22 protein-coding genes and 1 tRNA gene are annotated in these 23,529 nt (G+C 60.4%); 4 read left to right on the forward strand and 19 right to left on the reverse strand.

Going from position 1 to position 23,529, the window contains the following annotated elements:
- Positions 1-203 precede the first annotated feature (203 nt).
- The 8 genes from rfbD to ACQ4W7_RS22625 form a co-directional block, all read right to left on the reverse strand.
- On the reverse strand, positions 204-1,088 hold the full coding sequence (gene rfbD / locus ACQ4W7_RS22590) for a dTDP-4-dehydrorhamnose reductase (protein WP_436533385.1): 885 nt from the start codon (positions 1,086-1,088) through the stop codon (positions 204-206).
- Positions 1,089-1,116: 28 nt separating this feature from the next.
- Complete coding sequence (gene rfbC, locus ACQ4W7_RS22595) at positions 1,117-1,662, reverse strand: dTDP-4-dehydrorhamnose 3,5-epimerase (protein WP_436533387.1); 546 nt, start codon at positions 1,660-1,662, stop codon at positions 1,117-1,119.
- Positions 1,663-1,685: 23 nt separating this feature from the next.
- Positions 1,686-2,579, reverse strand: coding sequence for a glucose-1-phosphate thymidylyltransferase RfbA (rfbA, locus tag ACQ4W7_RS22600; RefSeq protein ID WP_436533389.1), 894 nt, complete (start codon positions 2,577-2,579; stop codon positions 1,686-1,688).
- Positions 2,579-3,658, reverse strand: coding sequence for a dTDP-glucose 4,6-dehydratase (gene rfbB, locus ACQ4W7_RS22605; RefSeq protein ID WP_436533391.1), 1,080 nt, complete (start codon positions 3,656-3,658; stop codon positions 2,579-2,581). Before rfbB ends, rfbA begins: the two co-directional genes overlap by 1 nt.
- Positions 3,659-3,712: 54 nt before the next feature.
- Entirely contained in the window at positions 3,713-5,176 is a 1,464-nt protein-coding gene (wbaP, locus tag ACQ4W7_RS22610) for an undecaprenyl-phosphate galactose phosphotransferase WbaP (RefSeq protein ID WP_436533393.1), read from the reverse strand.
- A gap of 77 nt (positions 5,177-5,253) precedes the next feature.
- Positions 5,254-6,672, reverse strand: coding sequence for a mannose-1-phosphate guanylyltransferase/mannose-6-phosphate isomerase (locus ACQ4W7_RS22615; RefSeq protein WP_436533395.1), 1,419 nt, complete (start codon positions 6,670-6,672; stop codon positions 5,254-5,256).
- A gap of 265 nt (positions 6,673-6,937) precedes the next feature.
- Positions 6,938-7,294 (reverse strand): diacylglycerol kinase, encoded by a 357-nt coding sequence (locus ACQ4W7_RS22620; protein ID WP_426074156.1) that lies wholly within the window; start codon positions 7,292-7,294, stop codon positions 6,938-6,940.
- Between the two features lie 288 nt (positions 7,295-7,582).
- Complete coding sequence (locus ACQ4W7_RS22625) at positions 7,583-7,819, reverse strand: hypothetical protein (RefSeq protein ID WP_426074157.1); 237 nt, start codon at positions 7,817-7,819, stop codon at positions 7,583-7,585.
- 298 nt (positions 7,820-8,117) lie between these two features.
- Between ACQ4W7_RS22625 and ACQ4W7_RS22630 the strand changes: the two genes are divergently transcribed.
- The 3 genes from ACQ4W7_RS22630 (at position 8,118) to galE (ending at position 10,134) form a co-directional block, all read left to right on the forward strand.
- Positions 8,118-8,191: transfer RNA gene (locus ACQ4W7_RS22630), tRNA-Gly, on the forward strand.
- 92 nt (positions 8,192-8,283) lie between these two features.
- Entirely contained in the window at positions 8,284-8,964 is a 681-nt protein-coding gene (gene trmB / locus ACQ4W7_RS22635) for a tRNA (guanosine(46)-N7)-methyltransferase TrmB (RefSeq protein ID WP_436533398.1), read from the forward strand.
- A 150-nt stretch (positions 8,965-9,114) separates the two neighbouring features.
- Positions 9,115-10,134, forward strand: coding sequence for a UDP-glucose 4-epimerase GalE (gene galE, locus ACQ4W7_RS22640; RefSeq protein WP_436533400.1), 1,020 nt, complete (start codon positions 9,115-9,117; stop codon positions 10,132-10,134).
- 93 nt (positions 10,135-10,227) lie between these two features.
- Here galE and ACQ4W7_RS22645 read toward each other — a convergent pair whose 3' ends face one another.
- From ACQ4W7_RS22645 to ACQ4W7_RS22675, 7 genes are all read right to left on the reverse strand, one after another.
- Positions 10,228-11,514, reverse strand: a complete 1,287-nt coding sequence (locus ACQ4W7_RS22645; protein WP_100874666.1) for a Glu/Leu/Phe/Val family dehydrogenase — start codon at positions 11,512-11,514, stop codon at positions 10,228-10,230.
- A gap of 289 nt (positions 11,515-11,803) precedes the next feature.
- Positions 11,804-12,781: a LysR family transcriptional regulator gene (locus ACQ4W7_RS22650; protein WP_436533402.1), complete on the reverse strand. Its 978-nt coding sequence runs from the start codon at positions 12,779-12,781 to the stop codon at positions 11,804-11,806.
- A gap of 39 nt (positions 12,782-12,820) precedes the next feature.
- Positions 12,821-13,306, reverse strand: a complete 486-nt coding sequence (locus ACQ4W7_RS22655; protein ID WP_436533404.1) for a hypothetical protein — start codon at positions 13,304-13,306, stop codon at positions 12,821-12,823.
- Positions 13,303-15,126 carry a DNA helicase RecQ gene (gene recQ, locus ACQ4W7_RS22660; RefSeq protein WP_426071792.1) on the reverse strand — a complete coding sequence of 608 codons (1,824 nt, stop codon included), beginning with the start codon at positions 15,124-15,126 and terminating at the stop codon, positions 13,303-13,305. Before recQ ends, ACQ4W7_RS22655 begins: the two co-directional genes overlap by 4 nt.
- A gap of 6 nt (positions 15,127-15,132) precedes the next feature.
- Positions 15,133-15,978, reverse strand: coding sequence for an undecaprenyl-diphosphate phosphatase (locus ACQ4W7_RS22665; RefSeq protein WP_436533406.1), 846 nt, complete (start codon positions 15,976-15,978; stop codon positions 15,133-15,135).
- A 168-nt stretch (positions 15,979-16,146) separates the two neighbouring features.
- Positions 16,147-17,295 (reverse strand): MFS transporter, encoded by a 1,149-nt coding sequence (locus ACQ4W7_RS22670; RefSeq protein WP_436533408.1) that lies wholly within the window; start codon positions 17,293-17,295, stop codon positions 16,147-16,149.
- 33 nt (positions 17,296-17,328) lie between these two features.
- The gene (locus ACQ4W7_RS22675; protein ID WP_436533410.1) at positions 17,329-18,099 is read right to left on the reverse strand and encodes a DeoR/GlpR family DNA-binding transcription regulator; all 771 of its coding nucleotides are present in this window, start codon (positions 18,097-18,099) and stop codon (positions 17,329-17,331) included.
- Positions 18,100-18,330: 231 nt separating this feature from the next.
- Here ACQ4W7_RS22675 and ACQ4W7_RS22680 point away from each other — a divergent pair, with 231 nt between their 5' ends.
- Entirely contained in the window at positions 18,331-19,314 is a 984-nt protein-coding gene (locus tag ACQ4W7_RS22680) for a DUF5655 domain-containing protein (protein WP_436533412.1), read from the forward strand.
- A 22-nt stretch (positions 19,315-19,336) separates the two neighbouring features.
- Here ACQ4W7_RS22680 and ACQ4W7_RS22685 read toward each other — a convergent pair whose 3' ends face one another.
- The 4 genes from ACQ4W7_RS22685 to ACQ4W7_RS22700 form a co-directional block, all read right to left on the reverse strand.
- Complete coding sequence (locus ACQ4W7_RS22685) at positions 19,337-19,618, reverse strand: YkgJ family cysteine cluster protein (RefSeq protein ID WP_436533414.1); 282 nt, start codon at positions 19,616-19,618, stop codon at positions 19,337-19,339.
- 70 nt (positions 19,619-19,688) lie between these two features.
- Positions 19,689-20,558 carry a head GIN domain-containing protein gene (locus tag ACQ4W7_RS22690; RefSeq protein ID WP_426071798.1) on the reverse strand — a complete coding sequence of 290 codons (870 nt, stop codon included), beginning with the start codon at positions 20,556-20,558 and terminating at the stop codon, positions 19,689-19,691.
- Between the two features lie 181 nt (positions 20,559-20,739).
- Positions 20,740-21,987, reverse strand: a complete 1,248-nt coding sequence (locus ACQ4W7_RS22695; RefSeq protein WP_436533416.1) for a sensor histidine kinase — start codon at positions 21,985-21,987, stop codon at positions 20,740-20,742.
- Positions 21,977-23,329, reverse strand: a complete 1,353-nt coding sequence (locus ACQ4W7_RS22700) for a sigma-54-dependent transcriptional regulator (RefSeq protein WP_436533418.1) — start codon at positions 23,327-23,329, stop codon at positions 21,977-21,979. Before ACQ4W7_RS22700 ends, ACQ4W7_RS22695 begins: the two co-directional genes overlap by 11 nt.
- Positions 23,330-23,529: the final 200 nt, after the last annotated feature.

Here is a 23,529-nt window from a genome sequence, read left to right on the forward strand (position 1 = left end):
GCAGCTACGCGAAGGCCCGATTCTTCGGCATTAATGGAGGTCGTCCTTGTCCGTTTTGGATAGTTATCGAGAGATAACGGCGTTTTTTATTTCGTTGGCCTGCCGGAGTAACGCGGTAAAACAGCGTCGTTTACAACTGCTATTTGCGGCGCTTACTCCGGCTGAACAATTACCATTTTTTATTTCTGTCTATAGGGGCATATTTAATTTTGACACAGCCTTAATGCGTCCTGCCAATCCGGAATACGACAAAAAGTATCCATCAAGCGCTGTGATGAGAGTACTGAATTGATCGGACGCTTCGCCGGTACGGGATAGTCTTGAGCTAATATCGTTTTTAATCTTGGTTTTTTTGTAATTGAAGGATGTGCCATGATCGCTTCGGTAAAACCGAACCAGCTGGTCCTTCCTTGCGCCGTCAAATGATACAGACCGGAGCGTGCCTGCCACCATGCTTGCTGGTCGCTTGCCGCCAGGCTTTGCGCCACGATATGCGCCGTGGTATCGGCAATGGTACGGCTCCACGTCGGTGCGCCGAACTGATCGGATACGATACTCAGTTCTTCGCGCTCCTTTGCCAAGCGCAGCATGGTCAACAGAAAATTCTTGCCATGCGTGCTATAGACCCAGCTGGTGCGCAAGATCATGTGTGGGATGCCGGTGGCCTGGATCGCCTGTTCGCCGGCCAGCTTGCTGCTGCCGTAGACATTGATCGGGCAGGTTGGATCGGTTTCGACGTAGGGACCATCTTTCGAGCCGTCAAACACGTAGTCGGTGCTGTAATGGATCATCGCGGCGCCCAGCTGTTTGGCTTCTTCCGCCATCACGCCCGGTGCTTCGCCATTGATGCGCAGCGCCAGTTCAGACTCGCTCTCGGCCTTGTCGACAGCGGTGTAGGCGGCCGGATTGACGATCAGGGTCGGCTTGATGCGGCGGATCACGTCGCGCACCTGGTCCAGATCGGCCAGGTCCATCTGGCTGCGGTCTAGCGCGATGATCTCTCCCAGACCTTGCAGGCTGCGTTCCAGTTCGTAGCCGACCTGGCCGGTTTTTCCTGTAATTAAGATACGGCTCATATTTGTTTCCATGAATGGTGGTGCGGCTGTATTACAGCGCTCAGGCGAAGACGTCGGCATTGGCCAGCAATGTGCCGACTTTGTCCTTGCCAGACAGTAACGGTTCGCCGTCCAGCGGCCAGTCGATACCGATCGCCGGGTCATTCCACAGGATGCTGCGTTCGAATTCCGGCGCCCAATAGTCGGTGGTCTTGTACAGGAACTCTGCACTGTCGCTGGTCACTACGAAGCCATGGGCAAAGCCTTCCGGTATCCATAGCTGGCGGTTGTTGGCCGCTGATAAGGTCATGCCTACCCAGCGGCCGAACGTCGGCGAACTCTTGCGCAGGTCGACGGCAACGTCGAAGACTTCACCGGCCGTCACACGCACCAGCTTGCCTTGCGGTTGCTGGATTTGGTAGTGCAGGCCGCGCAATACACCCTTGGCGGACTTGGAGTGATTGTCTTGTACAAAGTCGCGCGTGATGCCAGTCAGTTCGGCAAAGCGCTTCTGGTTGAAGCTTTCGTAAAAAAAGCCCCGGTCATCGCCGAACACGGTGGGCTCGAGAATCAGAACATCAGGTATGGAGGTTGTTTGAATTTGCATGTGTGAAATGAGCCGTTCTGGCTTTAGTATATTTTTTCTTCGAGCAGGCGCAGCAGGTATTGGCCGTAAGCGTTCTTTTTCAAGGGCTGCGCCAATGCTTCGAGCTTGGCGGCGTCGATGTAGCCGTGACGGTAGGCGATTTCTTCCGGGCAGGCAACCTTCAAGCCTTGGCGGTTCTCGATGGTGGCGATGAATTGGCCCGCTTCCAGCAAGGACTCATGCGTGCCGGTATCGAGCCAGGCCATGCCGCGCCCCATCAATTCGACGTTCAGCTGACCCCGCTCAAGATATGCGCGGTTGACATCGGTGATTTCCAGCTCGCCACGTGGTGACGGAGCGATGCCGGCGGCGATGTCGCACACCTGGCTGTCATAGAAATACAGGCCGGTGACGGCGTAGTTCGATTTTGGCTTGAGCGGTTTTTCCTCGATGCTGACGGCGCGCCGCTGTGCGTCGAAGTCGACCACGCCATAACGTTCTGGATCGGTGACATGATAGGCGAACACGGTGGAGCCGCTGGTGCGTGCGGATGCTTCGCGCAATTGCGTTTCGAAGTTGTGGCCGTAATAAATGTTGTCGCCCAGGATTAGGGCCGATGGCGCATCGCCGACAAACTCCTTGCCAATGATGAAGGCCTGCGCCAGGCCGTCGGGCGTGGGCTGCACGGCGTAGCTGAGGGTAATGCCCCACTGGCTGCCGTCGCCGAGCAACTCTTGGAAGCGCGGCGTATCTTGTGGCGTGGAAATGATCAGGATGTCGCGTATGCCGGCCAGCATCAGGGTGGTCAGCGGATAGTAAATCATCGGCTTGTCATATACGGGCAGCAACTGTTTCGACACCGCCATGGTGACGGGATACAGACGCGTACCGGAACCACCGGCCAGGATGATGCCCTTGCGTTCAATAGTGGTGCTCATCAGAGTGCTTCCTTTGCCGCATCGCGCGCCGCGTAATTCGTCTCAACCCATTTCAGGTAGTCGCCCGACTGCACGTCGCGTACCCAGCCCTGATTGTCCAGGTACCACTGCACCGTCTTGCGGATGCCGGTCTGGAACGTTTCGGCCGGCTTCCAGCCCAGTTCGCGCTCGATTTTGCGCGCATCGATAGCATAGCGGCGATCATGGCCGGGGCGATCCTGCACATACGTGATTTGTTCGCGATAGCTGCCCAATGCCTTGGGGTCGAGCGTGTCGAGGATGTCGCACAAGGTGTGCACGACTTCCAGATTGGCCATTTCATTCCAGCCGCCCACGTTGTAGACCTCGCCCAAACGTCCCGCCTCGAGTACGCGACGAATCGCCGAGCAATGGTCGCCCACATACAGCCAGTCGCGCACTTGCATGCCGTCGCCATAAATTGGTAAAGGCTTGCCTGCACGGGCGTTGCTGATGATGAGGGGAATCAGTTTTTCCGGGAAATGGAAAGAACCATAGTTGTTCGAGCAGTTTGTCGTCAGCACCGGCATGCCATACGTATGGAAATAGGCGCGTACCAGATGGTCGGAGGCTGCTTTCGATGCCGAGTAGGGGCTGTTCGGCGCATACGGCGTCGTTTCGGTGAATGGCGGGTCATTCGGTCCCAGGGTGCCATAGACCTCGTCGGTCGAGACGTGCAGGAAGCGGAAGCCATCCTTGGCCACGCCCGTCAGGCCGGACCAATAGGCGCGCGCGGCTTCGAGCAGGCTGAAGGTGCCGTTGACGTTAGTCGAAATGAATTCGCCGGGGCTATGGATCGAGCGATCGACATGGCTCTCTGCGGCAAAATGCACGATGGCGCGGGGCTGGTGTTCGGCCAGCAGGCGGGAGATGTGGGCGGTATCGCAAATATCGCCACGCACAAAGAGATGCCGCGGATCGTGCTCCAGGCTGGCCAGATTGCTGAGATTGCCAGCGTAGGTCAGTTTGTCAAAATTGATCACGGGCTCATCGTTGAGCGCCAGCCAGTCTCTTACAAAGTTGGAGCCGATGAAGCCGGCGCCGCCAGTCACTAAAATCATGCTGTTATCCTTTTCTTGCCTTGTAAAATACTAATTTTATACCATATATTTTTGTTAATACGCGCCATCTTTCTTGAAGATGACTTTGACCGTTTTCAGCAGGATGACGATGTCATTGAACAGAGACCAATTCTTGACATACCAGGCGTCGAGATAGACGCGCGTATCGTAGCTGACATCGTTCCTGCCGCTGACTTGCCACAGGCCAGTGACCCCGGGTTTCGCCTCAAGATAATAGTCGATCTGGTTGCCATAGCGTTCCAGTTCGGCATCGACAACGGGACGCGGCCCGACCAGGCTCATTTCGCCTTTTAATACGTTCCACAGTTGCGGCAATTCATCGAGGCTGGTCTTGCGCAGGAAATGACCTATCGAGGTGATGCGCGGGTCGTTTTTCAGTTTGAAGTCGCGGTCCCATTCGGCACGGGCGACCGGGTCGCGTTCCAGTAACTCTTTCAACAACACATCGGCATTCACGGCCATGGTACGAAATTTATAGCAGAGGAAATGCTTGCCATTCTGGCCGACGCGCTTGTGGCCGTAGAAGATGGGGCGGCCAGAGGCCAATACCTTGGCGGCGATCCACAGTAGGACGGGCGCCCCGACGATCATCACGGCGATCGACGTCGTCAGATCGAAGCAGCGCTTAATCAGTTGCAAGCCTGGTCGCGCCAGGTTGTTGCGCATGGTCAGCAGCAAGACTTCATGTGTAAAGAAATGGTTGACCTCCATGCCATACAGGGGTAGGCCGCGTACCGCTGGTACCACTTGCATATTGACAACGCAGCGGCTGACTTGCTGGATCATGCCTTGATAAGCGTCAATGCCACCCTGCTCCAGGGCGACAACCGCATGCGGGTCGCCCAGCAGCTTGAGCGTTTGCTCCGGGTGCTCGCCCAGCGGGATGCAGGGTACCGCTTGTTTGCTGCGGTTCACATAATGCTGTTCCAGGCGGTCTTGGCCTTCGGGTATCAGGAAGGCGATCAAGCGATAACCCATCAATGTCTCCTCATCGAAGGCACGCGCTGTTTGCAAGGCATTGTCGCCCCATCCGATGATGACCATGGGGCGTATCCAGCCGCCCGCTTTCATCAACAGGTACTTGACGATGCCGCGCAGCAGCAAGACAAAGCATGGCACCAGCAACCAGGTGGCCAATAGTGCCTCGCGCGAGGAGTCGCGCTTGTCGAGGAAGACCAGGGCTGCGTCAAGCAGACCCATGATCATGGCGACCTTCAGGAGCTCCTTGATTTCATTCGAGTATGGACGACGTTTGGCATGATGGCCCTTCAGCTTGAAGATCGCCAGAGTGACCAGGGATAGCAGGCTGTAACTGAGCAAACGAGAGCTATCCAGCCCGAAGCTGTTCAAGTCGCTGGAATCGAGGGTCCATTTTCCCGCGAGCCAGAATGCCATGAACATGGCAAGTGCATCGGCAAAGGTGAGAAAATATTTTTCTGCCCTGCTGCTGCAATACCATTTCACTTCTTGTACAAAGATACCTTCGATTGGTTTCATGATGACTTGCCAAACCTTATAAACTTCAGTGTGAATTCTTGCGGGGCCGCTTGCATGGTGATGACGTATCTGCTCGGTCAAGCGCGGCCGTAGCGGTCTTCAAAGCGGACAATATCGTCTTCTCCAAGGTAGCTACCTGATTGAATTTCAATCAATTCCAGCGGTAGCTTGCCCGGGTTGGCCAGAGAATGGACGACGCCCAGGGGGATATAGGTGGACTGGTTTTCGGTCAGCAGATATTCCTTGTCGCCATTGGTGATCTGCGCCGTGCCTGACACGACGATCCAGTGCTCGGCGCGGTGATGGTGCATTTGCAGCGACAGTTTGGCGCCCGGCTTAACGGTGATGCGTTTGACCTGGAAGCGTTCTCCATTGCCGATGGAATCATACGATCCCCACGGTCGGAAGACTTCACGGTGCATGGTGGCTTCACTTCGTTCTTTATGAATCAACTGCGCTACCAGGGTCTTGGTATGTTGCGCCTGATCCGCATCCATGACCAGTACCGCGTCTGCGGTTTCCACGATGATGGTATTGCGCATGCCGATGGCGGTAACCAGGCGGCTGCTGCTGTGCACCAAGCAATCGTTGCAATCCTGGATCAGTACATCGCCCTGGGTGCTATTCTGGCTGGCATCCTTTTCCGCCACGTCGAGTACGGCTTTCCAGGAGCCGATATCGTTCCAGCCGGCGTCGAGCGCGACGGTGGCCGCATGGCTGGTACGCTCCATGACTGCGTAGTCGACGGCGATATCGGGACTGGCGGCATAGGCGTCCTTGTCCAGGCGTATGAAGTCGAGATCGCTCTTTGCATCGGCAAGGGCGGCGCGGCATGCTGCCAAGACGGCCGGTTGGAAACGTTCGAGTTCTTCCAGATAACGGCTGGCGCGGAACAGGAACATGCCGCTGTTCCAGAAGTAGTCACCGCTGGCGATATATTTCTCAGCTTGCGCCAATGCGGGTTTTTCGACAAATTCAAGAATGCGCTGGACCTGGTCGCTGGCCGTCGCTTCCGCGCGGATATAGCCATATCCCGTCTCCGCTCCTGTCGGCGTGATGCCGAAGGTCAGCAGGCTTCCCTCTTCTGCGGCCCGACGCGCCAGCGTTATTGCATGGTGGAACGCTTGTGTGTCGAGAATGACATGGTCGGAAGGCAGTACCAACAGGACAGGATCATCGCCATTTTCCATCGCCTGCAAAGCGGCGCTGGCAATGGCTGGCGCCGTATTGCGGCGCATAGGCTCGAGCAGCAAGCGCGCTTGTTCCATGCCAATTTCACGGAGTTGCTCGGCAACGATGAAGCGTGCTGACTCGTTACAAACCAGAAGTGGGGTGGCCAGACCCGGTAACCCCTTCAGCCGCTGCAGTGTTTGCTGCAACATGCTTTCCTTGCCAGACAGGCGCAGGAATTGCTTGGGGAATCCCTCACGCGACAACGGCCACAGACGTGTGCCGGAACCGCCGCAAAGAATCACGGGTACGATGGGTGTATTCATGTATGCATCAATGTAAAATTTAAAGTAACCTCATTGGCTGGGCGTTCTGTTTCCTGTCGTCCACAAGGTATGTATATGTGTGCCGAGTCAGTTCTGGAGTGCAAAGCGAAAAGAAGCCCTCTTGCCAGCCAGTAAATATTTCGAAAGGACATTATTTTAATGATTTATAGCAATCCTTGTATTTCTTTTGCTGGCGTCCCGGCTTGCGGGAGCGGGACCTGATTAATGCTTGGGCCTATTGTAATTTGCCAAGCAGGGAATTCGTCTAGTGAGCAGCCGTTTCCACCCAAAAAGCAACAAACACGCATACGGCACTGATACTGAGAATGAACACGGCTCCTGCGGCGCAATCCTTGGCGATCTTGATGCTGGGATGGAGGCTCGGGTGGAGGTGATCAATCAAATGTTCGAGAGCGGTGTTGAAGAGCTCCGCTGCGAGGACCATGCCACAGTTGAGCAATAATAAAGCCCACCAGATCATGGCCGGCCGGTTCCAGGCAAGTACGATCAGTACCATGAGGGCAGCAAGGCATTGCAGCCGAAAGCTCGATTCTATGCGGAAGGCGGCGCTCAAGCCTTGCAAGGCGAATCCCATGCGTTTATGGAAAGGCTGGTTTTTCATTAACTTTATATGGTTGGCCAGGGAATCTCATGTTCCTGACGGTGTGGTGCTTTTTCTGAAAATAGATGCGTATCGCTCGCACATGGAGAGGAAAACTGGCGTAAAGAGCGCGCGCATCATTGAAGAAAAATAAAAAGCCCGTTTTCAAGAAAATGAAAAGGGGCTTTTATCGAGGAATTGGCGCTTCGTATGACGAGGCCAGCTACTCGTGGGCCAGGCCAGCGTTTCGCGGCTTGACGTCAGCCTGCTGGCTTGGCCTTGTCTGTCTCAGCCAAAGGCATCAACAGATTACTTGGCGTGGCTTGGGGTGGTGTGCGCGGTGGTCGAATCCGAGCTTGCTGCACCGGCCACAACGGCAACTGCTGCGCCGATTGCGATCATGGTGCTGACGCTCAGGCCGGCAACAGTGGTGCCGGCAGCGGCGCCAGCAGCTGGTGTAGCTGCTGCTGGTGCAGGAGCCGATTGAGCCATGGCTTGTGCAGAAGCGAAGCACAGGATTGCTGAAGCGATCAGAATTTTCTTCATGGTATATCCTTTTAGGTTGAACAGCGGGAATGCTAAACTGTCACACGATTGTAGCAACATTTCTCTTGCGAGTCTGCGCCGCACGGCCCATAGCAACAATAATTTGGTATATTTTAGCCGCATACCAAACCATTCACCTTGTCCGGCTGTTCGTATTGTTGTTCTCTATCAACAAAAACGTTGACGTGCCGATGCTGCAGTATTGTTTCTTGTTAATTTTCGTGAGAATTCCTGATCAATTCGAAAGCGATCCACAAGTTTGCCAAGTCCTTGCCATCCCGCGTAAAATGCAGGCTTCGCGGGTGTAGCTCAATGGTAGAGCAGAAGCTTCCCAAGCTTACGACGAGGGTTCGATTCCCTTCACCCGCTCCATTTTTCGCTGGCGCCTGGTTTTATGCGGCGCGGCCACTTATTTCTCCATTCCCATGTCTTCTGATACCCCAGCAAACGGCCCGGCGCGGCCGATGATGTACGATCCGACCGAACACCGCATCCGCAGCTTCGTGACCCGCGCGGGACGGCTGTCTGTCGCGCAGGCGCGCGCGCTTGAGGCCTTGGGGCCGCAGTTCCTGTTGCCTTTCGCCAAGCAACCGATGGACTTCGAGCAGGTGTTCGGCCGCAAGGCGCCGGTCATCCTGGAAATCGGTTTTGGCATGGGGGCGACGACTGCGCATATCGCCAAGGCCATGCCGGAGAAGGATTTCATCGGCGTCGAAGTGCATACGCCCGGTGTCGGCAGCCTGTTGAAACTGATCGGCGAAGAGTCGCTGACGAATCTGCGCTTGCTGCAGCACGATGCCGTGGAAGTGCTGACGCACATGATTCCTGCCAATTCGCTGGCCGGTATCCACGTGTATTTCCCCGATCCATGGCACAAGGCGCGCCACAACAAGCGCCGCCTGATCCAGTCGCCGTTCGTCAAGCAATTGACTGATCGCCTGGCGCCGGGTGGCTATCTGCATTGCGCCACCGATTGGGAAGATTACGCGGTGCAAATGCTGGACGTGCTGGGCGCCGAGCCGCAGTTGCACAACAGCGCCTATGGTTATGCGCCGCAGCCGGCGTACCGTCCACTGACGAAATTTGAAAACCGTGGCTTGAAGCTGGGTCATGGCGTGTGGGATCTGGTGTTCATCAAGAAATAAACCTGGCGGTTTGCCCACCTGTGCCGTTTGCACGAGAACAAGCCTGCCGCGGCGACGCCGCAGGTTTTTTTAATGCGCGCGTTAGCGTGCACTGGCTAGGCAAGGCGGGTGAATTACGGTAGTCTTATCTTTTTTGCATTGATCGATATTATGTCCAAGAAAATACTCGTGACCGGCGCATCCGGTTTCATCGGCTCGCATACGTGCGTCGAATTGTTAGCTGCCGGCTTTGATGTGGTCGCGGTGGATAATCTATGCAACAGCGCGCGCGAAGCGATGGCGCGCGTGGAGCGTATCTCCGGCAAAAGCGTGCCTTTCTATGAGGCTGACGTGCGCGACCGTGTGGCCATGGCCACCGTCTTGCGCGAGCACGCCATCGATGCCGTGATCCATTTCGCGGGCTTGAAAGCCGTGGGCGAATCTGTGGCGCAGCCGCTGATGTACATGGACAACAATGTGACGGGCACCGTGGCGCTGCTGGAAGTGCTGGCGGCGGCGAATGTGAAGCGTTTTGTCTTCAGCTCGTCGGCCACCGTGTATGGCGACCCGGAAGCCTTGCCGATCCTGGAATCGTCGCGTCTGTCCGTGACCAACCCATACGGCCGCTCCAAGCTGATGGTCGAGCAGATCCTGGCCGATCTTGTGCATGCTGATGCCCAATGGCAAGTCGGCGTGCTGCGCTACTTTAATCCGGTGGGCGCGCATGCCAGCGGCTTGATCGGTGAAGATCCGGCCGGCATCCCGAACAACCTGATGCCCTTCATCGCCCAGGTGGCCGTGGGCCGCCGCGAGCGCCTGGCCGTCTTCGGCAACGACTACGATACGCCGGACGGCACGGGCGTGCGCGACTACATCCACGTGGTCGACCTGGCGCTGGGCCATGTTGCCGCGTTGAACCGCCTGTTTTCCACCGAGGGCGGCTTTACCGTCAACCTGGGTACGGGCCACGGCTACAGCGTGCTCGATACCGTGCGCGCCTTCGAAGCCGCCAGCGGCCGCAAGGTACCCTACGACATCGTGCCACGCCGCCCCGGCGACATCGCCAGCTGCTACGCCTCGGCCGCCAAGGCGAAGGAATTGCTGGGTTGGCAAGCGCAGAAAACCATCGACGACATGTGCACTGACCACTGGCGCTGGCAGCACCAGAACCCGCAAGGCTACGCGGCGTAAAAAAGTCCGCAGATACAAAAAATCCCGCTCACACGCAAGTGTGGCGGGATTTTTTTTAGAGCGCCATCAACCCAATGGCGTCAAAAGCAGCTATTAAGGATACAAGCCGCGTACTTCGCGAGCCTGGAGAACACGGGTGCACGCCAGGATGAAGGTGGCGGTACGCATCGACACTTTCTTCTCTTGCGACACTTGCCATACTGAATCGAACGCTTCGCGCATGATGCGGGTCAGGCGGCTGTTGATTTCTTCTTCGGTCCAGAAGAAGCTCGAGAAGTTCTGTGCCCACTCGAAATAGCTGACGGTCACGCCACCGGCGTTGGCCAGCACGTCCGGCACGATCAGCACGCCGCGGTCGGTCAGGATGTCGTCCGCTGCCGGCAGGGTCGGGCCATTGGCGCCTTCCAGGATGATCTTCGCGCGAATAACTTGTGCGCGTTCGGCCGTGATTTGCTGTTCCAAAGCGGCCGGGATCAGGATGTCGCAATCGATGCCCCAGAAATCTTCGCGTGGCACGAATGCCTCGGCGCCCGGGAAGCCTTCGACGCTGCCCACTTCGGCCACGTGTGCCAGCAATTGCGGGATGTTCAAGCCGCCGGCATGCACCACGGTGGTCTTGTGGTCTTGTACCGCGACGATTTTCGAACCGGCTTCAGCGAACATGCGTGCAGCGACGCCGCCCACGTTGCCGAAACCTTGCACGATGACTTTCGCGCCTTCGAGCGACATGCCGACCTTGGCGGCCGCATCGCAACCGACGACGAACACGCCGCGGCCCGTCGCATCGCGGCGACCCAGGCTGCCGCCCAGCGAGATCGGTTTACCCGTTACCACGCCGGTCGACATATTGCCGCCGATCATGGCGTAGCTGTCCATCATCCACGCCATGACTTGTTCATTCGTGTTGACGTCCGGTGCAGGGATATCCTTGTTCGGTCCGATGATCATGCTGATCTCGCTCGTGTAGCGGCGCGTCAGGCGCTGCAGTTCGTTGCGCGACAGGGTCTTCGGATCGACACGGATACCGCCCTTGGCGCCGCCGTATGGCACGTTGACCGCTGCATTCTTGACCGTCATCCAGGCCGACAGGGCCATCACTTCCGACAAGGTCACGTCCTGGTGGAAGCGCACGCCGCCCTTGCCCGGGCCGCGCGACAGATTGTGCTGCACGCGGTAGCCTTCGTAGTGGGCAATGGTGCCGTCATCGCGCTCGATAGGCACGTCGACCGTCAGGATGCGCTTTGGACGCTTCAGCGTTTCCACCCAGCGTGACAGGTTACCCAGGTAAGGCGTAACGCGGTCGATCTGCTCGAGGTAGACGCCCCATGGGCCCAGGTCTTCAGGATTGAGGTAGGAAGGAAGTGCGTGCTTGCTGGTCATGCTTGATAAGCTCCTGACAAAACGGTGGTGTAATGCCGAAAAATCTACTGCGCGTCGTGCTTTGCGGCCGGCGATGCTCGCTGTACCTTCGTACAGCTGCGCTTCTCGGCCACAAATCACTGCCGCTCGCTACGATTTTTCCTGGCATCCAAAAATGCTGTGGTAGGCGCACCCAATTGAGTTGCGCGCAGCGGAACCGCATCGTAGGCGATAGCCTCATGCCCCGGCCAATGCTTTGTGCGCATCCGGTTATGCATTTATTGCATAGTTATGTTGCCAGGATTGCCAGTCAGGATGGGGCGGTCTCGATGGCGCGTTTGCGGCGCTTGCCGGCGCGCGCCTTGCCATCCTGCGCCTGTACCAGGTATTGCCACAGGCTTTCGACGATCTGCTTGCCGGGACGCAGGCTTGACGGGCGTTCGCGGTACAAACGGATTTCCAGCTCGATTTCCCAGCCTGGCGCGCCGCCATCGGCGCGCGCCAGATGCTTGTATTTGACGTCGCGCATGACGGCCGATTCCGGCAGGAAGGCGATGCCGCGGCCTTCCAGCGCCATCATTTTGAGGCCTTCGGCCATGTCCGTTTCGTAGCAGGTTTCCAGGAACAGCGGCGCCTTGGCATCGGCCACCAGCAATTCCACCATGCGTCCCAGGTAGGCATTGCTGGTGTAGGAGAGGAACGGCAGCGGTTCCTTGGCGCTGCCGGGCAGGACGAAATCCGGCACCTTGTCCTGGCCGCAGCGCGCATACGCGCGCAGGGTTTCGCGGCCCATCACCAGCATGTCGTAGCGGCCCGGGTCCAGCTGCACCGGCTGGCGCGGGTGGTGATAGCACAGCAGCAGGTCGCAGCCGCCGTCGACCAGTTGCAGCACGGCATCGTGCACGTTCAGGGCCATCAGGCGGCTGTTGATCGGCGCAAAACCGTCTTCCAGGGCCGTCAGCCACTTCGGCATGAAAGTCAGCGACAGGGTGTGCGGCACGGCGAAGTCGACGCTCGTTTGCGTGGCCGCGCGCTTGCCACGCAACAGGGCGCGCACACCGTTGATTTGCCCCAGCATTTCCAGCGCCTGCTCGTAGAACACGGCGCCGGCCGGCGTCAAGCGCGTGGGGTAGGAGGTACGGTCGACGAGGTCGATGCCGAGCCAGTTTTCCAACGACTGGATGCGCCGCGAGAATGCCGGCTGGGTGACGTGGCGCAGGGCCGCGGAACGGCTGAAGTTATGCGTTTCAGCGAGCGAGATGAAGTCTTCCAGCCATTTGGTTTCCATCGCAGGATCGTTCTCTTATCAAGGGCAGAGGCAATGTGGTCAGGGCGTGTCAATCGATGCCACGGGCCGGTACAGCGCGGCGGGCAGGCCGAAGAAGGACGGTGGGCCCAAAGTCGTGCTATCGAGCGAGCCGCCCGCGTTCAGGGCATTGCTGATGGCCGACAACAAAGAGCTGCGGTCTGCCAGGTTTTTCATCAGCGCGCGCGGGCCGTTGTGAAAGGTGTGTTGGGCGATGTCCAGGGCGACGACAAAGATCGGTTCGCGGCGCATGGGGAACGCCACCCATTCGCCGTCCTCGTCCTGGGCGCGGAAGGTGTCGGGCAAGGTCATGTTTTCGGCGCCGGGAAGGTGCGAAGCTAGCACCAGGCCGAAGGCTTCCGGCACCACATCGGCCAGGCGGCGCATGGTGAGGTCGTCGCCTACCAGGGCACGGACTTGCGCTTCCACCGCGTCGTCGGCGTCGGGCTGGGCGCCGAGGATTTTCACGGCCTGATAGATCAGGTCGGACGAGAGGGCTTCCATCACATCATCTCCAGGATCATGGCGACGATATCATCGCCGTACGAGGCGAGTTTTTTCTCGCCCACGCCGCTCACGCCGCGCATCTGTTCCAGCGAGGTAGGCTTGGCCTTGGCGATTTCGCGCAGGGTGGCGTCGACGAAAATCACGTAGGCCGGCACATTGTGCGTGCGCGCCGTCTCCACGCGCCACCAGCGCAGCTTGTCGAAGATCGCCTGTTCGCTGCTCGACAGGTCCGTCTCGACATAGCCCTTCGCCACGCTGGTGCTGCGCTTGCTGGTTTTCACCGGTTTCTGGTACTGGCGCAGCTGCACTTTCTGGCCGCCCTTGAGCACGGGGCGCGAGGCGTCCGTCAATTTCAGCGAGCTGTATTGTTCATGATCGACCGAGACGAGGCCCAGCGCGATGGCCTGGCGCAGGATCGACTTCCACTCCGCTTCGCCCAGGTCCGAACCGATGCCGAAGACGGAGAGTGAATCGTGGTGCCAGGTCTTGATGCGTTCCGATTCCACGCCGCGCAGCACGTCGATCACGTGACCGCCAGCGAAGCGCTGGTCGACGCGGTAGATGGCCGACAGCAGTTTTTGCACGGGCACCGTGCCGTCGAACGACACGGGCGGCACCAGGCAGGTGTCGCAATTGCCGCACGGCGAAGCCGGTTCGCCGAAGTATTCGAGCAAGCGCATGCGGCGGCAGCTGAGCGTTTCGCACAGGCCCAGCATGGCGTCGAGTTTCACGCCCAGCACGCGCTTGAAGGTGTCGTCCGCCTCCGATTCGTCGATCATGCGCCGCTGCAGCACCACGTCTTGCAAGCCGTACGCCATCCAGGCATTGGCGGCCATGCCGTCGCGGCCCGCGCGGCCCGTTTCCTGGTAATAGCCCTCGATGCTTTTCGGCAGATCCAGATGCGCCACGAAGCGCACGTCGGGCTTGTCGATGCCCATGCCGAAGGCGATGGTGGCGACCATGACGATGTTTTCTTCGCGCAGGAAGCGCGACTGGTTGGCGCTGCGCTTGGCGTATTCCATGCCGGCGTGATACGGCAGGGCGCGGATGCCGCTCTGGTTCAAAAATTCCGCCGTCTCTTCAACCTTTTTGCGCGACAGGCAGTAGACGATGCCGCAGTCGCCTGTGTGCTCGGTGTTGATGAAATCGAGCAGCTGCTTGCGGCCGTTCGCCTTTTCCACGATCTGGTAGCGGATGTTCGGGCGGTCGAAGGACGAGACGAACTGGCGCGCGTCTTCCAGCTGCAAACGCAGGGCGATTTCGGCGCGCGTCTGCGGGTCGGCCGTGGCCGTGAGCGCGATGCGCGGCACGTCCGGGAACTGCTCGTGCAGCACTGACAGCTTGATGTATTCGGGGCGGAAGTCGTGGCCCCACTGGGCCACGCAATGCGCCTCGTCGATGGCGAACAGGGATATCTTCGAGGCTTGGAACAGATCCAGGCAACGTTGCGTCATCAGGCGCTCGGGCGCCACGTAGACGACGTCGATGCCGCCCGTGCGTACCAGGCGCTCGATGCGGCTTGCTTCTTCGTAGGTTTGCGTGGAATTGAGGAAGGCGGCGCGTACGCCGACTTCCTCCAGCGCATCTACCTGGTCCTGCATCAGCGCGATCAGCGGCGAAACGACGACGCCGACGCCATCGCGCAGCAGGGCCGGAATTTGATAGCACAACGATTTGCCGCCGCCCGTGGGCATCAGCACCAGCGCATCGCCGCCATGGCTGACGTGGTCGACGATGTCGGCTTGCTGGCCGCGGAAGGCGGGATAGCCGAAAACGGTTTGCAGCAGGTGCAGCGCGCGCTGGTTAAGATCTTGATTCATAGTGCCTTATTCTGCCCAAACAACCCAGCCGTAGTGGGCGCTGGCCAGGACCAGCAAGCCAAACACAATGCGGTACCAGGCAAAAAACGTGAAGTCGTGCGAGCTGATATAGCGCAGCAGCCAGCGCACGCACAGGAAGGCGGAGATGAAGGCGGCCACGGTGCCCAGGCCGAACAAGGGCACGTCGGTGGCCGAGAGGATGTCGCGCGCTTTGTACAGCGAGTAGAAGGTGGCCGCCAGCAGGGTGGGGATGGCCAGGAAGAACGAGAATTCGGTGGCCGTCTTACGCGACAGGCCAAGCAGCATGCCACCGATGATGGTCGAGCCGGAACGGCTGGTGCCGGGAATCAGCGCGAACGCCTGCGCGCAGCCCACTTTCAATGCGTCGAGCGCAGTCATTTCATCGACCGAGTTGACGCGCACGGTGACGGGATTGGCCCGCGCGCGGCGTTCCACCAGCAAGATGATGATGCCGCCGATGATGAAGGCCATGGCCACGGGCACGGGCTTGAACAGCGCATGCTTGATCATCTTGCCAATCGCCAGTCCGATAACGGCCAGCGGGAGGAAGGCGATGGCCACGTTCAGCACGAACTTGCGCGACTTGACCTCGGTGCTGAAAGTGGACAGCACGCTGCCGATGCGCTGGCGGTACTCCCAGCAGACGGCCAGGATGGCGCCGGCCTGGATGGCGATCTCGAAGACATCCATGACTTCCTTTGATACATCCTTGGTAAAGTCGAGCAGGCTGCCGGCCAGGATCAAATGCCCCGTGGAAGAAATCGGCAAAAATTCGGTAAAACCTTCGACCAGCCCCATGATGATGGCTTTTAACGCAAGAATGAGATCCATAGATGTATAAAAGGGTATAAGTACGAATATAAGTGACAGGATGGGGTGAGTGCGTGGCGCCAGCAATGTGCGCGGGGTCGAAGCTTACCATGCCGGAGGCTTACCGACCTTATTTGGGCGCTGGCGGGCGGCGCTTTTTTAGCACCGTCCGCCAGGCAGGAGGAGGGATCAGGATACCTGTTTTGCCGGCGCTACCAGGCGCGCGCTGGCCGCCACCAGCAGCAGGGCGGCACCCAGCATGGCGAAGGCGATATTCAGGCTGGTGGCGTGCGCCACGAAACCGATGACCGCCGGACCGGCCAGGATGCCGGCATAGCCGATGGTGGTGATGGCCGCCACCGCCAAACTGGCCGGCATGGCACGCTGGTTGCCTGCGGCCGTGAACAGGATGGGCACGATGTTCGCCGCGCCCAGGCCGATCAGCACGAAGCCTGCCATGGCCAGGCTGGCGTGCGGCGCCAGCACGGCCAGGAAGAAGCCTGCTGCTGCAAACAAGCCGCCGAAAGTGAGCACGCGCTTGCCGCCAAAGCGGCTGACTACCTTGTCGCCCGTGAAGCGGCCCACTGTCATGGCGATGGCGAAGGCGGCGTAGCCGAGGCCGCCCTTGGCTTCTTCCACGCCGCGCGTGGTGGTGAGGAACAGGGCGCTCCAGTCGAGAATCGCGCCTTCGGCCAGGAAGACGATAAAGCACAGCAAGCCGATAAAAATGACGGCGCCATGCGGCATGACGAACAGCGGGGTCTTTTTGCCCGAGTTGGATGCCGTCGGCAGCAGATGGCCTTGCGCCGCACCCAGTACGCCGCACAGCAGCAGCATCACCACCACGCAGGACCAGGCCGGTGTCAGGCCGAGCCACAGCAGCAGGGCCATGCAAGCCGCACCGGCAAAGCCGCCCACGCTGAACAGCGCATGAAAACCCGACATCATGGCGCCGCCATTGGCTTTTTCGATGATCACGGCCTGGATGTTGATGGCCACGTCGAACGTGCCCATGGCCGCGCCGAACACCAGCAGCACCAGGCTCAGTTGCAGCGGTGTGGCGGCCAGCGCCAGGCCGGGCAGGATGGCGGTCAGCAGCAGGCCGGCGCCGACGATGACCTTGCGGCAGCCGAAGCGGGCCGCGAGCATGCCCGTAAATGGCATGGCGCACAGCGAGCCGGCGCCCAGGCACAGCAGCAAGATGCCGAGGGTGGCTTCATCAAGGCCCAGGCGCGACTTGGCGTAGGGAACCAGGGGCGCCCAGGCGGCCATGCCGAGGCCGGCGGCGAAGAACACCAGGCGCGTGGCGCGTTGTTGCAGGGTGCCGGTAAGATGCATGGGAGAGCTTTTCGAGAGTCGGGGTGGATAAAGTCAGGCGCGGGCGCGCAGCACTTGCACGCCCAGTCGTTCGAAGGCGGCAATGTGGGCCGCGTCGGCATCGGCTTCGAGCACCAAGTGCTGCAGCAAGCCCGTGGCCAGCACGCCGAAGGGGGCGGCCGTGCCCAGCTTGTCGCTGGTGACGGCGACGACGACCGCCTTACTGGCGCCGGCGATGCTGCGCTTGAATTCGGCCTCGTCGTAGTTGAACGCCGTTACGCCCGCTTCCGCATCGGCGCCGCAGGCGCCCAGGAAGCACAGGTCGGGACGCATGCGCTCGACGGTGCGCAGCGCCTGCGGGCCCAGGCTGGCACCGGCACGGCGGTCGACCCTGCCACCCGCCATGATGAGTTCGATTTCCGGGCGTTCCATGAGCGCCATGGCAATGGTTGGCGCGTTGGTGACGACAGTGAGCACTAACTCTGGCAAGGCGCTGGCGATGGCCAGGTTGGTTGAACCTGCATCGAGAAACAGCACCTGGCCCGCGCGCACGAGGGAAACGGCGGCCTGCGCCAGGCGCGCCTTGCGTTCCGGCGCTTCCTGTTTGCGCTGCGTCAAACTGCCGCCATCAGGCGCCAGCGGCAGGGCGCCGCCATACACGCGCTGGCACAGGCCGGCCGCCGCCATCTCGCGCAGGTCGCGCCGTATCGTATCTTCGGACACGTCGAGCTGGCGCGCCAGGTCCAGCGCCAGCACGCGGCCGTCGGCGTGCAATTGTTGCTGGATCAGCGCGTGGCGCTGTTTGAGGAGCAAGGTGGCGGACATGGGTATATTTTTTAAACGTGCATGAATGCGCATAAATATACGCAAACGTGCAAAGTCCGTCAACGTTTATCTGATGCGGGTATCGTGCTCAGGATCGGAGCGGGCAGGGACTGCCCATCGTATCCCTGTTGCAAATCAATTTGCAAAAAAGATAAATTTACGTTTATGCTCATCGCCGATATCTTGATGCACCTTGGTGTTTGCTTGCCAAGGAATAAGGGAAACAGACGGATGAGCGACATTAAACTTTTCAAGTTGGCCCATGGCCAAGCCCAGGAACTGCAAGGTAGCGCATCGGACCTGGAAAAACCATTGCAGACCCTGATCGAGGCAAACCTCGATACTTTGCTGAGCATCCGTTTTCTGGCGAGCGAGTATTCGACCGGCAAGACGCATTCCGGCCGCATCGATTCCCTTGGATTGGATGAGAACAATTGCCCGGTCATTCTTGAGTACAAACGGTCGGTTGGTGAAAATGTCATCAATCAAGGCTTGTACTACCTGGACTGGTTGATGGACCATCAGGCCGACTTTCAACTGCTGGTCCTCGACAAACTGGGCAAGCTGGCATCGGAGGCCATCGATTGGAGCGCGCCGCGGGTGATTTGCATTGCAGCTGACTTTACCAAGTTCGATAGCCATGCCGTCCAGCAGATAGGCCGGACGATAGAACTTATCCGCTATCGCCGATTTGCAGAGGATCTGCTTCTGCTTGAGTCCGCCAGCGCCGGCATGGATCCAGCAACAAAGAAAGGCCCTGCCAAGCGGCAGACATCGGCGCCAGCCAGCTTGGACACCATGGCTGCTGGACCCGCCGAGGTGGGCACGAACAAGCCGACGGGACCAGACAGAGCATTTGTGGAAGTGTTGGCAGGTTTGTCGGAACCCATGCGTCAGTTGTTGGCCTCGCTGGAGGATTACACGATGTCGCTGGGCGATGACGTTGAACGTAAAGAGCTGCGCTTGTACCTGGCTTTCAAACGGTTGAAGAACTTTGCGACGGTGGTGATACACAAGAAGAACTGCCTCGCGCTGTACTTGCACATCGACCCGGCCCCGGTATTGCACGTCCTGCCAAAAGCGCGCGACGTGACGGCCATCGGGCATTGGGGCACGGGTAACCTGGAGATCAGCATCAGTACGCTCGTGGAACTTGATGCGGCAAAGCCGTTCATTTTTGCCGCGTATGCAGGTCAGCGTGGTGTGAAAACGTAGCCGATGGTGGCCTGTGCGCGTATCAGTTGTGCGGTGTCGTTGCCTGTTCCAGTTCGTCCAGCCAGCGGATGGCATGTTCGCGGCTGGTACCGCACATGTCTGCCGATGGCTGCAAGCCGCCGCAAAACGGGGGCCGCTCCGGCCGGCCAAAGATCTTGCAACGGTTGTCGTCGGCCAACTGCACGCAGCGCACGCCTGCAGGCTTTCCATCCGGCATGCCGGGAATCGGGCTGGTGATGGACGGTGCGGTGCAGCAGGCGCCGCAGGAGGGGCGGCATGCCAGGGAAACGGCGGGGGACGGCATGGCGGTGAGTGAAAAGGGACAGGGGCCGACAGTATAGCAAGCCGGCCCCCGTGCTGTGCCAGGAGCGCGATTAGCGCACGATGCTGACGCGCTTGCCTGACAGGGTGCGGCGGGCAGGATCGCCGTGCACGGTGATGCGGCCGGAGCCGCTGGCGCGGGCGTTGACTTCATTCTGGACGGTGACATCGATGTCGCCGGAACCATTGCTCGCCAGATAGGCAACGTCGCTGCGCAGGGCGGCCAGGTTGATATCGCCCGAGCCATTCACGTTGGCATCGAGGCGCTGCACGGTGCCGCTGGCGTTGATGCTGCCCGAGCCGTTGACGGCCACGTTGATGCGTTCGCCGCGCACGCTGCCCAGCTGGATGTTGCCCGAACCGTTCTGCACCGCGTCCGTGTTGCCGCTGATGAGGGCCGCCGCGTTGATGCTGCCCGAGCCATTGTTGGCCACATCGAAGCGTCCCACCGTGCCCGACAATTCGCTCTTCATCGAACCGCGCTGCTCCAGGCTGAAATCTTCGCCATTGAAACCACTGGCCACCAGGCGGCCAGAGCCGGAAATATTGATCTTCTTCAATTGCGGCGTCGTATAAATGACGTGGATGCCATTGCTGCTGCGAATGTTCGTATCGCTCCAGATGCGCAGGGTATTGCCGCTCACTTCGCTATGGATACGCGGCTGCAGATTGCTGTCCGCTTCGATCACCAGTGAGGTTGCCGGCCCGAAGCGCACATCGATTTTCATATCGATGCGCTTCATGCTGTCGATGTCGAGCGTGTTGATGGTGCTGACCTGGCGCACGTCGCGGCTCACTTGCTCGTTGCCCTGGATGGCATTGCCACCCGCGTCGGCATAGCGCACTTCGCCATCGTTGGGGTTGATGACGATGGCGCAACCGCCAAGGGCAACGGCACAGCACAGGGCCAGCAAGGTACGCATGGTGTTTCCTTTATGATTGTTGTAGTTCCGGACAAGAAAAAAGCCGGCTGCCGCGCCGCGGCTGCCGTGCTGTCGATGACAAGATAGCAAAGCGGCATGCTGGCTAGAAGGGAAATGCGATGAACTGCGTAAAACGCGGGTTGAACTGCAGGCGCATGTACTGGACGCGGCGGCGTCCACCTTAAAAACTGAGCAGGAAACAGGCGCCGGCACCGACTGGACGCGCATGGCGCAAGGTGCCGCCGTTGGCATGGGCCAGGTGGCGCACCAGTGCCAGGCCGATGCCGCGCCCCTGCTTTCTGGTCGAGAAAAACGGCATGAAAATGTGCGCGGCCAGCGTATCGGGCACGCCATGGCCATTGTCGCGCACCTCGATGCGCAGGCGCGCGCCCCGGCTCAGGCGGGCGCTGACCGTGACGCGCGGCGCGGCAATATCGTGCGTGGCTTCGGCGGCATTTTTGAGCAGATTGATCAGCGCCTGTTCCAGCTGGCCTGCATCGATGCGTACTTCCAGCGATGCCGGTTCGACGGAAAATGCCGCCGTGCCACCGCGCGCCTGCCAGGCCGGTGCCAGCAGGGCTTCCAGGCGCTGGAACAGGTGTTCGAGGCGCACCGTTTCGGGCTGCGGTGCGGGCACGTTGGACAGGCTGCGGTAGCTGGCCACGAAATCGGCCAGGCTGGCGGCGCGGCGCGCGATGGCGTCGAGCGCCGTGGCCAGGTCGGCATGGATGTCTTGCGGCAGCAGGGGGCGCACGTCCGCCAGCAGGTCGCAGGCCGTGCGCGATAGCGAGGCGACGGGCGTCAGCGAATTCATGATTTCATGCGTCAGCACTTGTACCAGTTCGCGCCAGGCATTGAGCGCTTCGGCTTCCAGTTCGCTTTCCACCGGCATCAGCGCGGCCAGGTGCTGCGGTGCCCCTTGCAGCGTCAGCGCCGCCACTGCCACCAGTGCCCGTTCCACACCCCGCTCCGTGTCAAAACTGAGCAGGCGGCGCTGGCCGGGCGGTTGCGCCGCCAGCAGTTGCTGCCATCGCTGCGGTACGCTCGCATGCCCTGGCGCCAACTGGCGCCGAGCGCATGCATTGAGTGGCGTCACGCTGCGTTCCACGGTGCCGTTCTGGATACGGAACAGGGCAATGGGCGCATGTTCGAGACAGGCTTCGAGTGCCCTCAGCGATTCTTCATCGGGCGTTGGCGGCGCTGCCGCCGCCATGGCCCCTGCCATCGCCGGTTCTTGGCGCGACAAGCGCGGCGCGAGGCGTTGCAGGCAGCGGCACAGCAGCCACGTTGGCGGTAGGGCCAGCAGCAGGCACAGCACGCTCAGACGCGGCGACGCCAGTGCGAAAAAATAGCCGGCGCCGCCGGCCGGCGCCAGCATGGCGGCGATGCTGGCGCTGGCCGTCGTCTTGAGGCTGCGCTCAGATGCCATGTTTGTTCAGCTTGCGGTACAGCGCGGCGCGACTGATGCCCAGGGCCTTGGCCGCATGGCTGATATTGCCGTCGACCTGTTCCAGTGTGCGGTGGATGGCGTCGCGTTCCAGCGCGCCGAGCGTCTGGCGTGCATAGGCAGGTGTCGCGGGCGCCGCTGCCGCCTGGCCGTGGCCGTCGAACAGGCCGAAATCGCTGCACGTATAGTGCACTTCGCGCCCCAGGATGACGGCACGTTCGCAGGCATGGCGCAGCGCGCGCACATTGCCCGGCCAGTCATGCTGTTGCAGGTAGTCGAGCGCCTCAGGGCTGGGCGCGCGTGGGGCGCGCTGGTACTGGCTTTCGTAGTGCGCCAGGTAGTGCCGCAGCAGCATGGCAATATCGTCGCGGCGCGCGCGCAGCGGCGGCACGCGCAGCACGATTGTATTGAGACGGAACAGCAAGTCGGGCCGGAACACGGCCGGATCGAACAGCCGTGCTTCATCGACATTGGTGGCGCTGAGGATGCGCACGTCGATTGCTTCCGGAAGGTCGGCGCCCAGCGGCGTCACTTCGCGCCGTTCCAGCGCCGTCAACAGCTTGGCTTGCGCCGCCAGCGGCAGATTGCCGATTTCATCGAGAAAGAGCGAGCCGCCGCGCGCCGCCTGGAAGCGCCCTGCGCGTTCATGTTTGGCATCGGTGAACGCGCCTTTGCGGTGGCCGAACAATTCGCTTTCGAACGTTGCCTCGGGTACGGCGCCCATGTCGACCGACAGCAGGGGACCGGCGGCGCGGCGCGAGGCCTGGTGCAGGGCGCGCACCACCAGTTCCTTGCCGACGCCATTTTCACCCAGCACCATCACGTTTGCCTCGGTGGGGCCGACGCTGGCGACCATCGCGCGCAGCTCGCGCATGGCCGGGGAATCGCCCATCAGGTCCGGCGCAGCAGTGCCTGGCATGGCCATGCCGGCGCGGCGCGCCAGCGCCTGTTCGACGGCGGCGGCCAGGCGCGCATTGTCCCAGGGCTTGGTGATGAAATCGCCGGCGCCGCGCTGCAGCGCCGCCACGGCCAGCGGCACATCGGCATACGCCGTCATGGCGATCACGCCAGGCGGTTGCGGCAGCGCGCGCAGCAAGTCGAGCAAGGCCAGGCCTTGTGCGCCATCGGTCTGGCCGGGCTGGAAATTGAGGTCGAGCAGCACCACGTCCGGCACCGCCCGGGCCAACAGCGCGGGCAAGCCTGCAGGGTCGCACAGCGTATCGATTTTGCCGTCGCGGTAGCGCCGCCGCAGCAAAAGCTGTGCGGCGCAGGCGACATCGATATCGTCGTCGAGGATCAGGACGTGGGCTGCGGTGTGGGCCATGGAGAGCATAGTGAGCGTCGGTCGGTGGCGCATTCTAGCAGCCGTGCTGGCGTCGTGGCGGTCGCCGCGGGCATGCCAGTTTGCCGGTGCTGTGCGCTTGCGAACAGCCGCTGTCCGGAAATGGACACTGCGTGGACACTGCGGGACACCGCGTCGCGTCGCCAGGCTTGGCGAACGGCTGCGTGCCGCATGTCCGCGTG

This window comes from Janthinobacterium algoris (assembly GCF_051380935.1).
Classification (GTDB): Bacteria; Pseudomonadota; Gammaproteobacteria; order Burkholderiales; family Burkholderiaceae_D; genus Janthinobacterium.

Coding starts and splice junctions, on each gene's coding strand:
- rfbD (WP_436533385.1), bottom strand. CDS start 1,088: ATGGAAACAAATATGAGCCGTATCTTAATTACAGGAAAAACCGGCCAG.
- rfbC (WP_436533387.1), bottom strand. CDS start 1,662: ATGCAAATTCAAACAACCTCCATACCTGATGTTCTGATTCTCGAGCCC.
- rfbA (WP_436533389.1), bottom strand. CDS start 2,579: ATGAGCACCACTATTGAACGCAAGGGCATCATCCTGGCCGGTGGTTCC.
- rfbB (WP_436533391.1), bottom strand. CDS start 3,658: ATGATTTTAGTGACTGGCGGCGCCGGCTTCATCGGCTCCAACTTTGTA.
- wbaP (WP_436533393.1), bottom strand. CDS start 5,176: ATGAAACCAATCGAAGGTATCTTTGTACAAGAAGTGAAATGGTATTGC.
- ACQ4W7_RS22615 (WP_436533395.1), bottom strand. CDS start 6,672: ATGAATACACCCATCGTACCCGTGATTCTTTGCGGCGGTTCCGGCACA.
- ACQ4W7_RS22620 (WP_426074156.1), bottom strand. CDS start 7,294: ATGAAAAACCAGCCTTTCCATAAACGCATGGGATTCGCCTTGCAAGGC.
- ACQ4W7_RS22625 (WP_426074157.1), bottom strand. CDS start 7,819: ATGAAGAAAATTCTGATCGCTTCAGCAATCCTGTGCTTCGCTTCTGCA.
- trmB (WP_436533398.1), top strand. CDS start 8,284: ATGATGTACGATCCGACCGAACACCGCATCCGCAGCTTCGTGACCCGC.
- galE (WP_436533400.1), top strand. CDS start 9,115: ATGTCCAAGAAAATACTCGTGACCGGCGCATCCGGTTTCATCGGCTCG.
- ACQ4W7_RS22645 (WP_100874666.1), bottom strand. CDS start 11,514: ATGACCAGCAAGCACGCACTTCCTTCCTACCTCAATCCTGAAGACCTG.
- ACQ4W7_RS22650 (WP_436533402.1), bottom strand. CDS start 12,781: ATGGAAACCAAATGGCTGGAAGACTTCATCTCGCTCGCTGAAACGCAT.
- recQ (WP_426071792.1), bottom strand. CDS start 15,126: ATGAATCAAGATCTTAACCAGCGCGCGCTGCACCTGCTGCAAACCGTT.
- ACQ4W7_RS22665 (WP_436533406.1), bottom strand. CDS start 15,978: ATGGATCTCATTCTTGCGTTAAAAGCCATCATCATGGGGCTGGTCGAA.
- ACQ4W7_RS22670 (WP_436533408.1), bottom strand. CDS start 17,295: ATGCATCTTACCGGCACCCTGCAACAACGCGCCACGCGCCTGGTGTTC.
- ACQ4W7_RS22675 (WP_436533410.1), bottom strand. CDS start 18,099: ATGTCCGCCACCTTGCTCCTCAAACAGCGCCACGCGCTGATCCAGCAA.
- ACQ4W7_RS22680 (WP_436533412.1), top strand. CDS start 18,331: ATGAGCGACATTAAACTTTTCAAGTTGGCCCATGGCCAAGCCCAGGAA.
- ACQ4W7_RS22685 (WP_436533414.1), bottom strand. CDS start 19,618: ATGCCGTCCCCCGCCGTTTCCCTGGCATGCCGCCCCTCCTGCGGCGCC.
- ACQ4W7_RS22690 (WP_426071798.1), bottom strand. CDS start 20,558: ATGCGTACCTTGCTGGCCCTGTGCTGTGCCGTTGCCCTTGGCGGTTGC.
- ACQ4W7_RS22695 (WP_436533416.1), bottom strand. CDS start 21,987: ATGGCATCTGAGCGCAGCCTCAAGACGACGGCCAGCGCCAGCATCGCC.
- ACQ4W7_RS22700 (WP_436533418.1), bottom strand. CDS start 23,329: ATGGCCCACACCGCAGCCCACGTCCTGATCCTCGACGACGATATCGAT.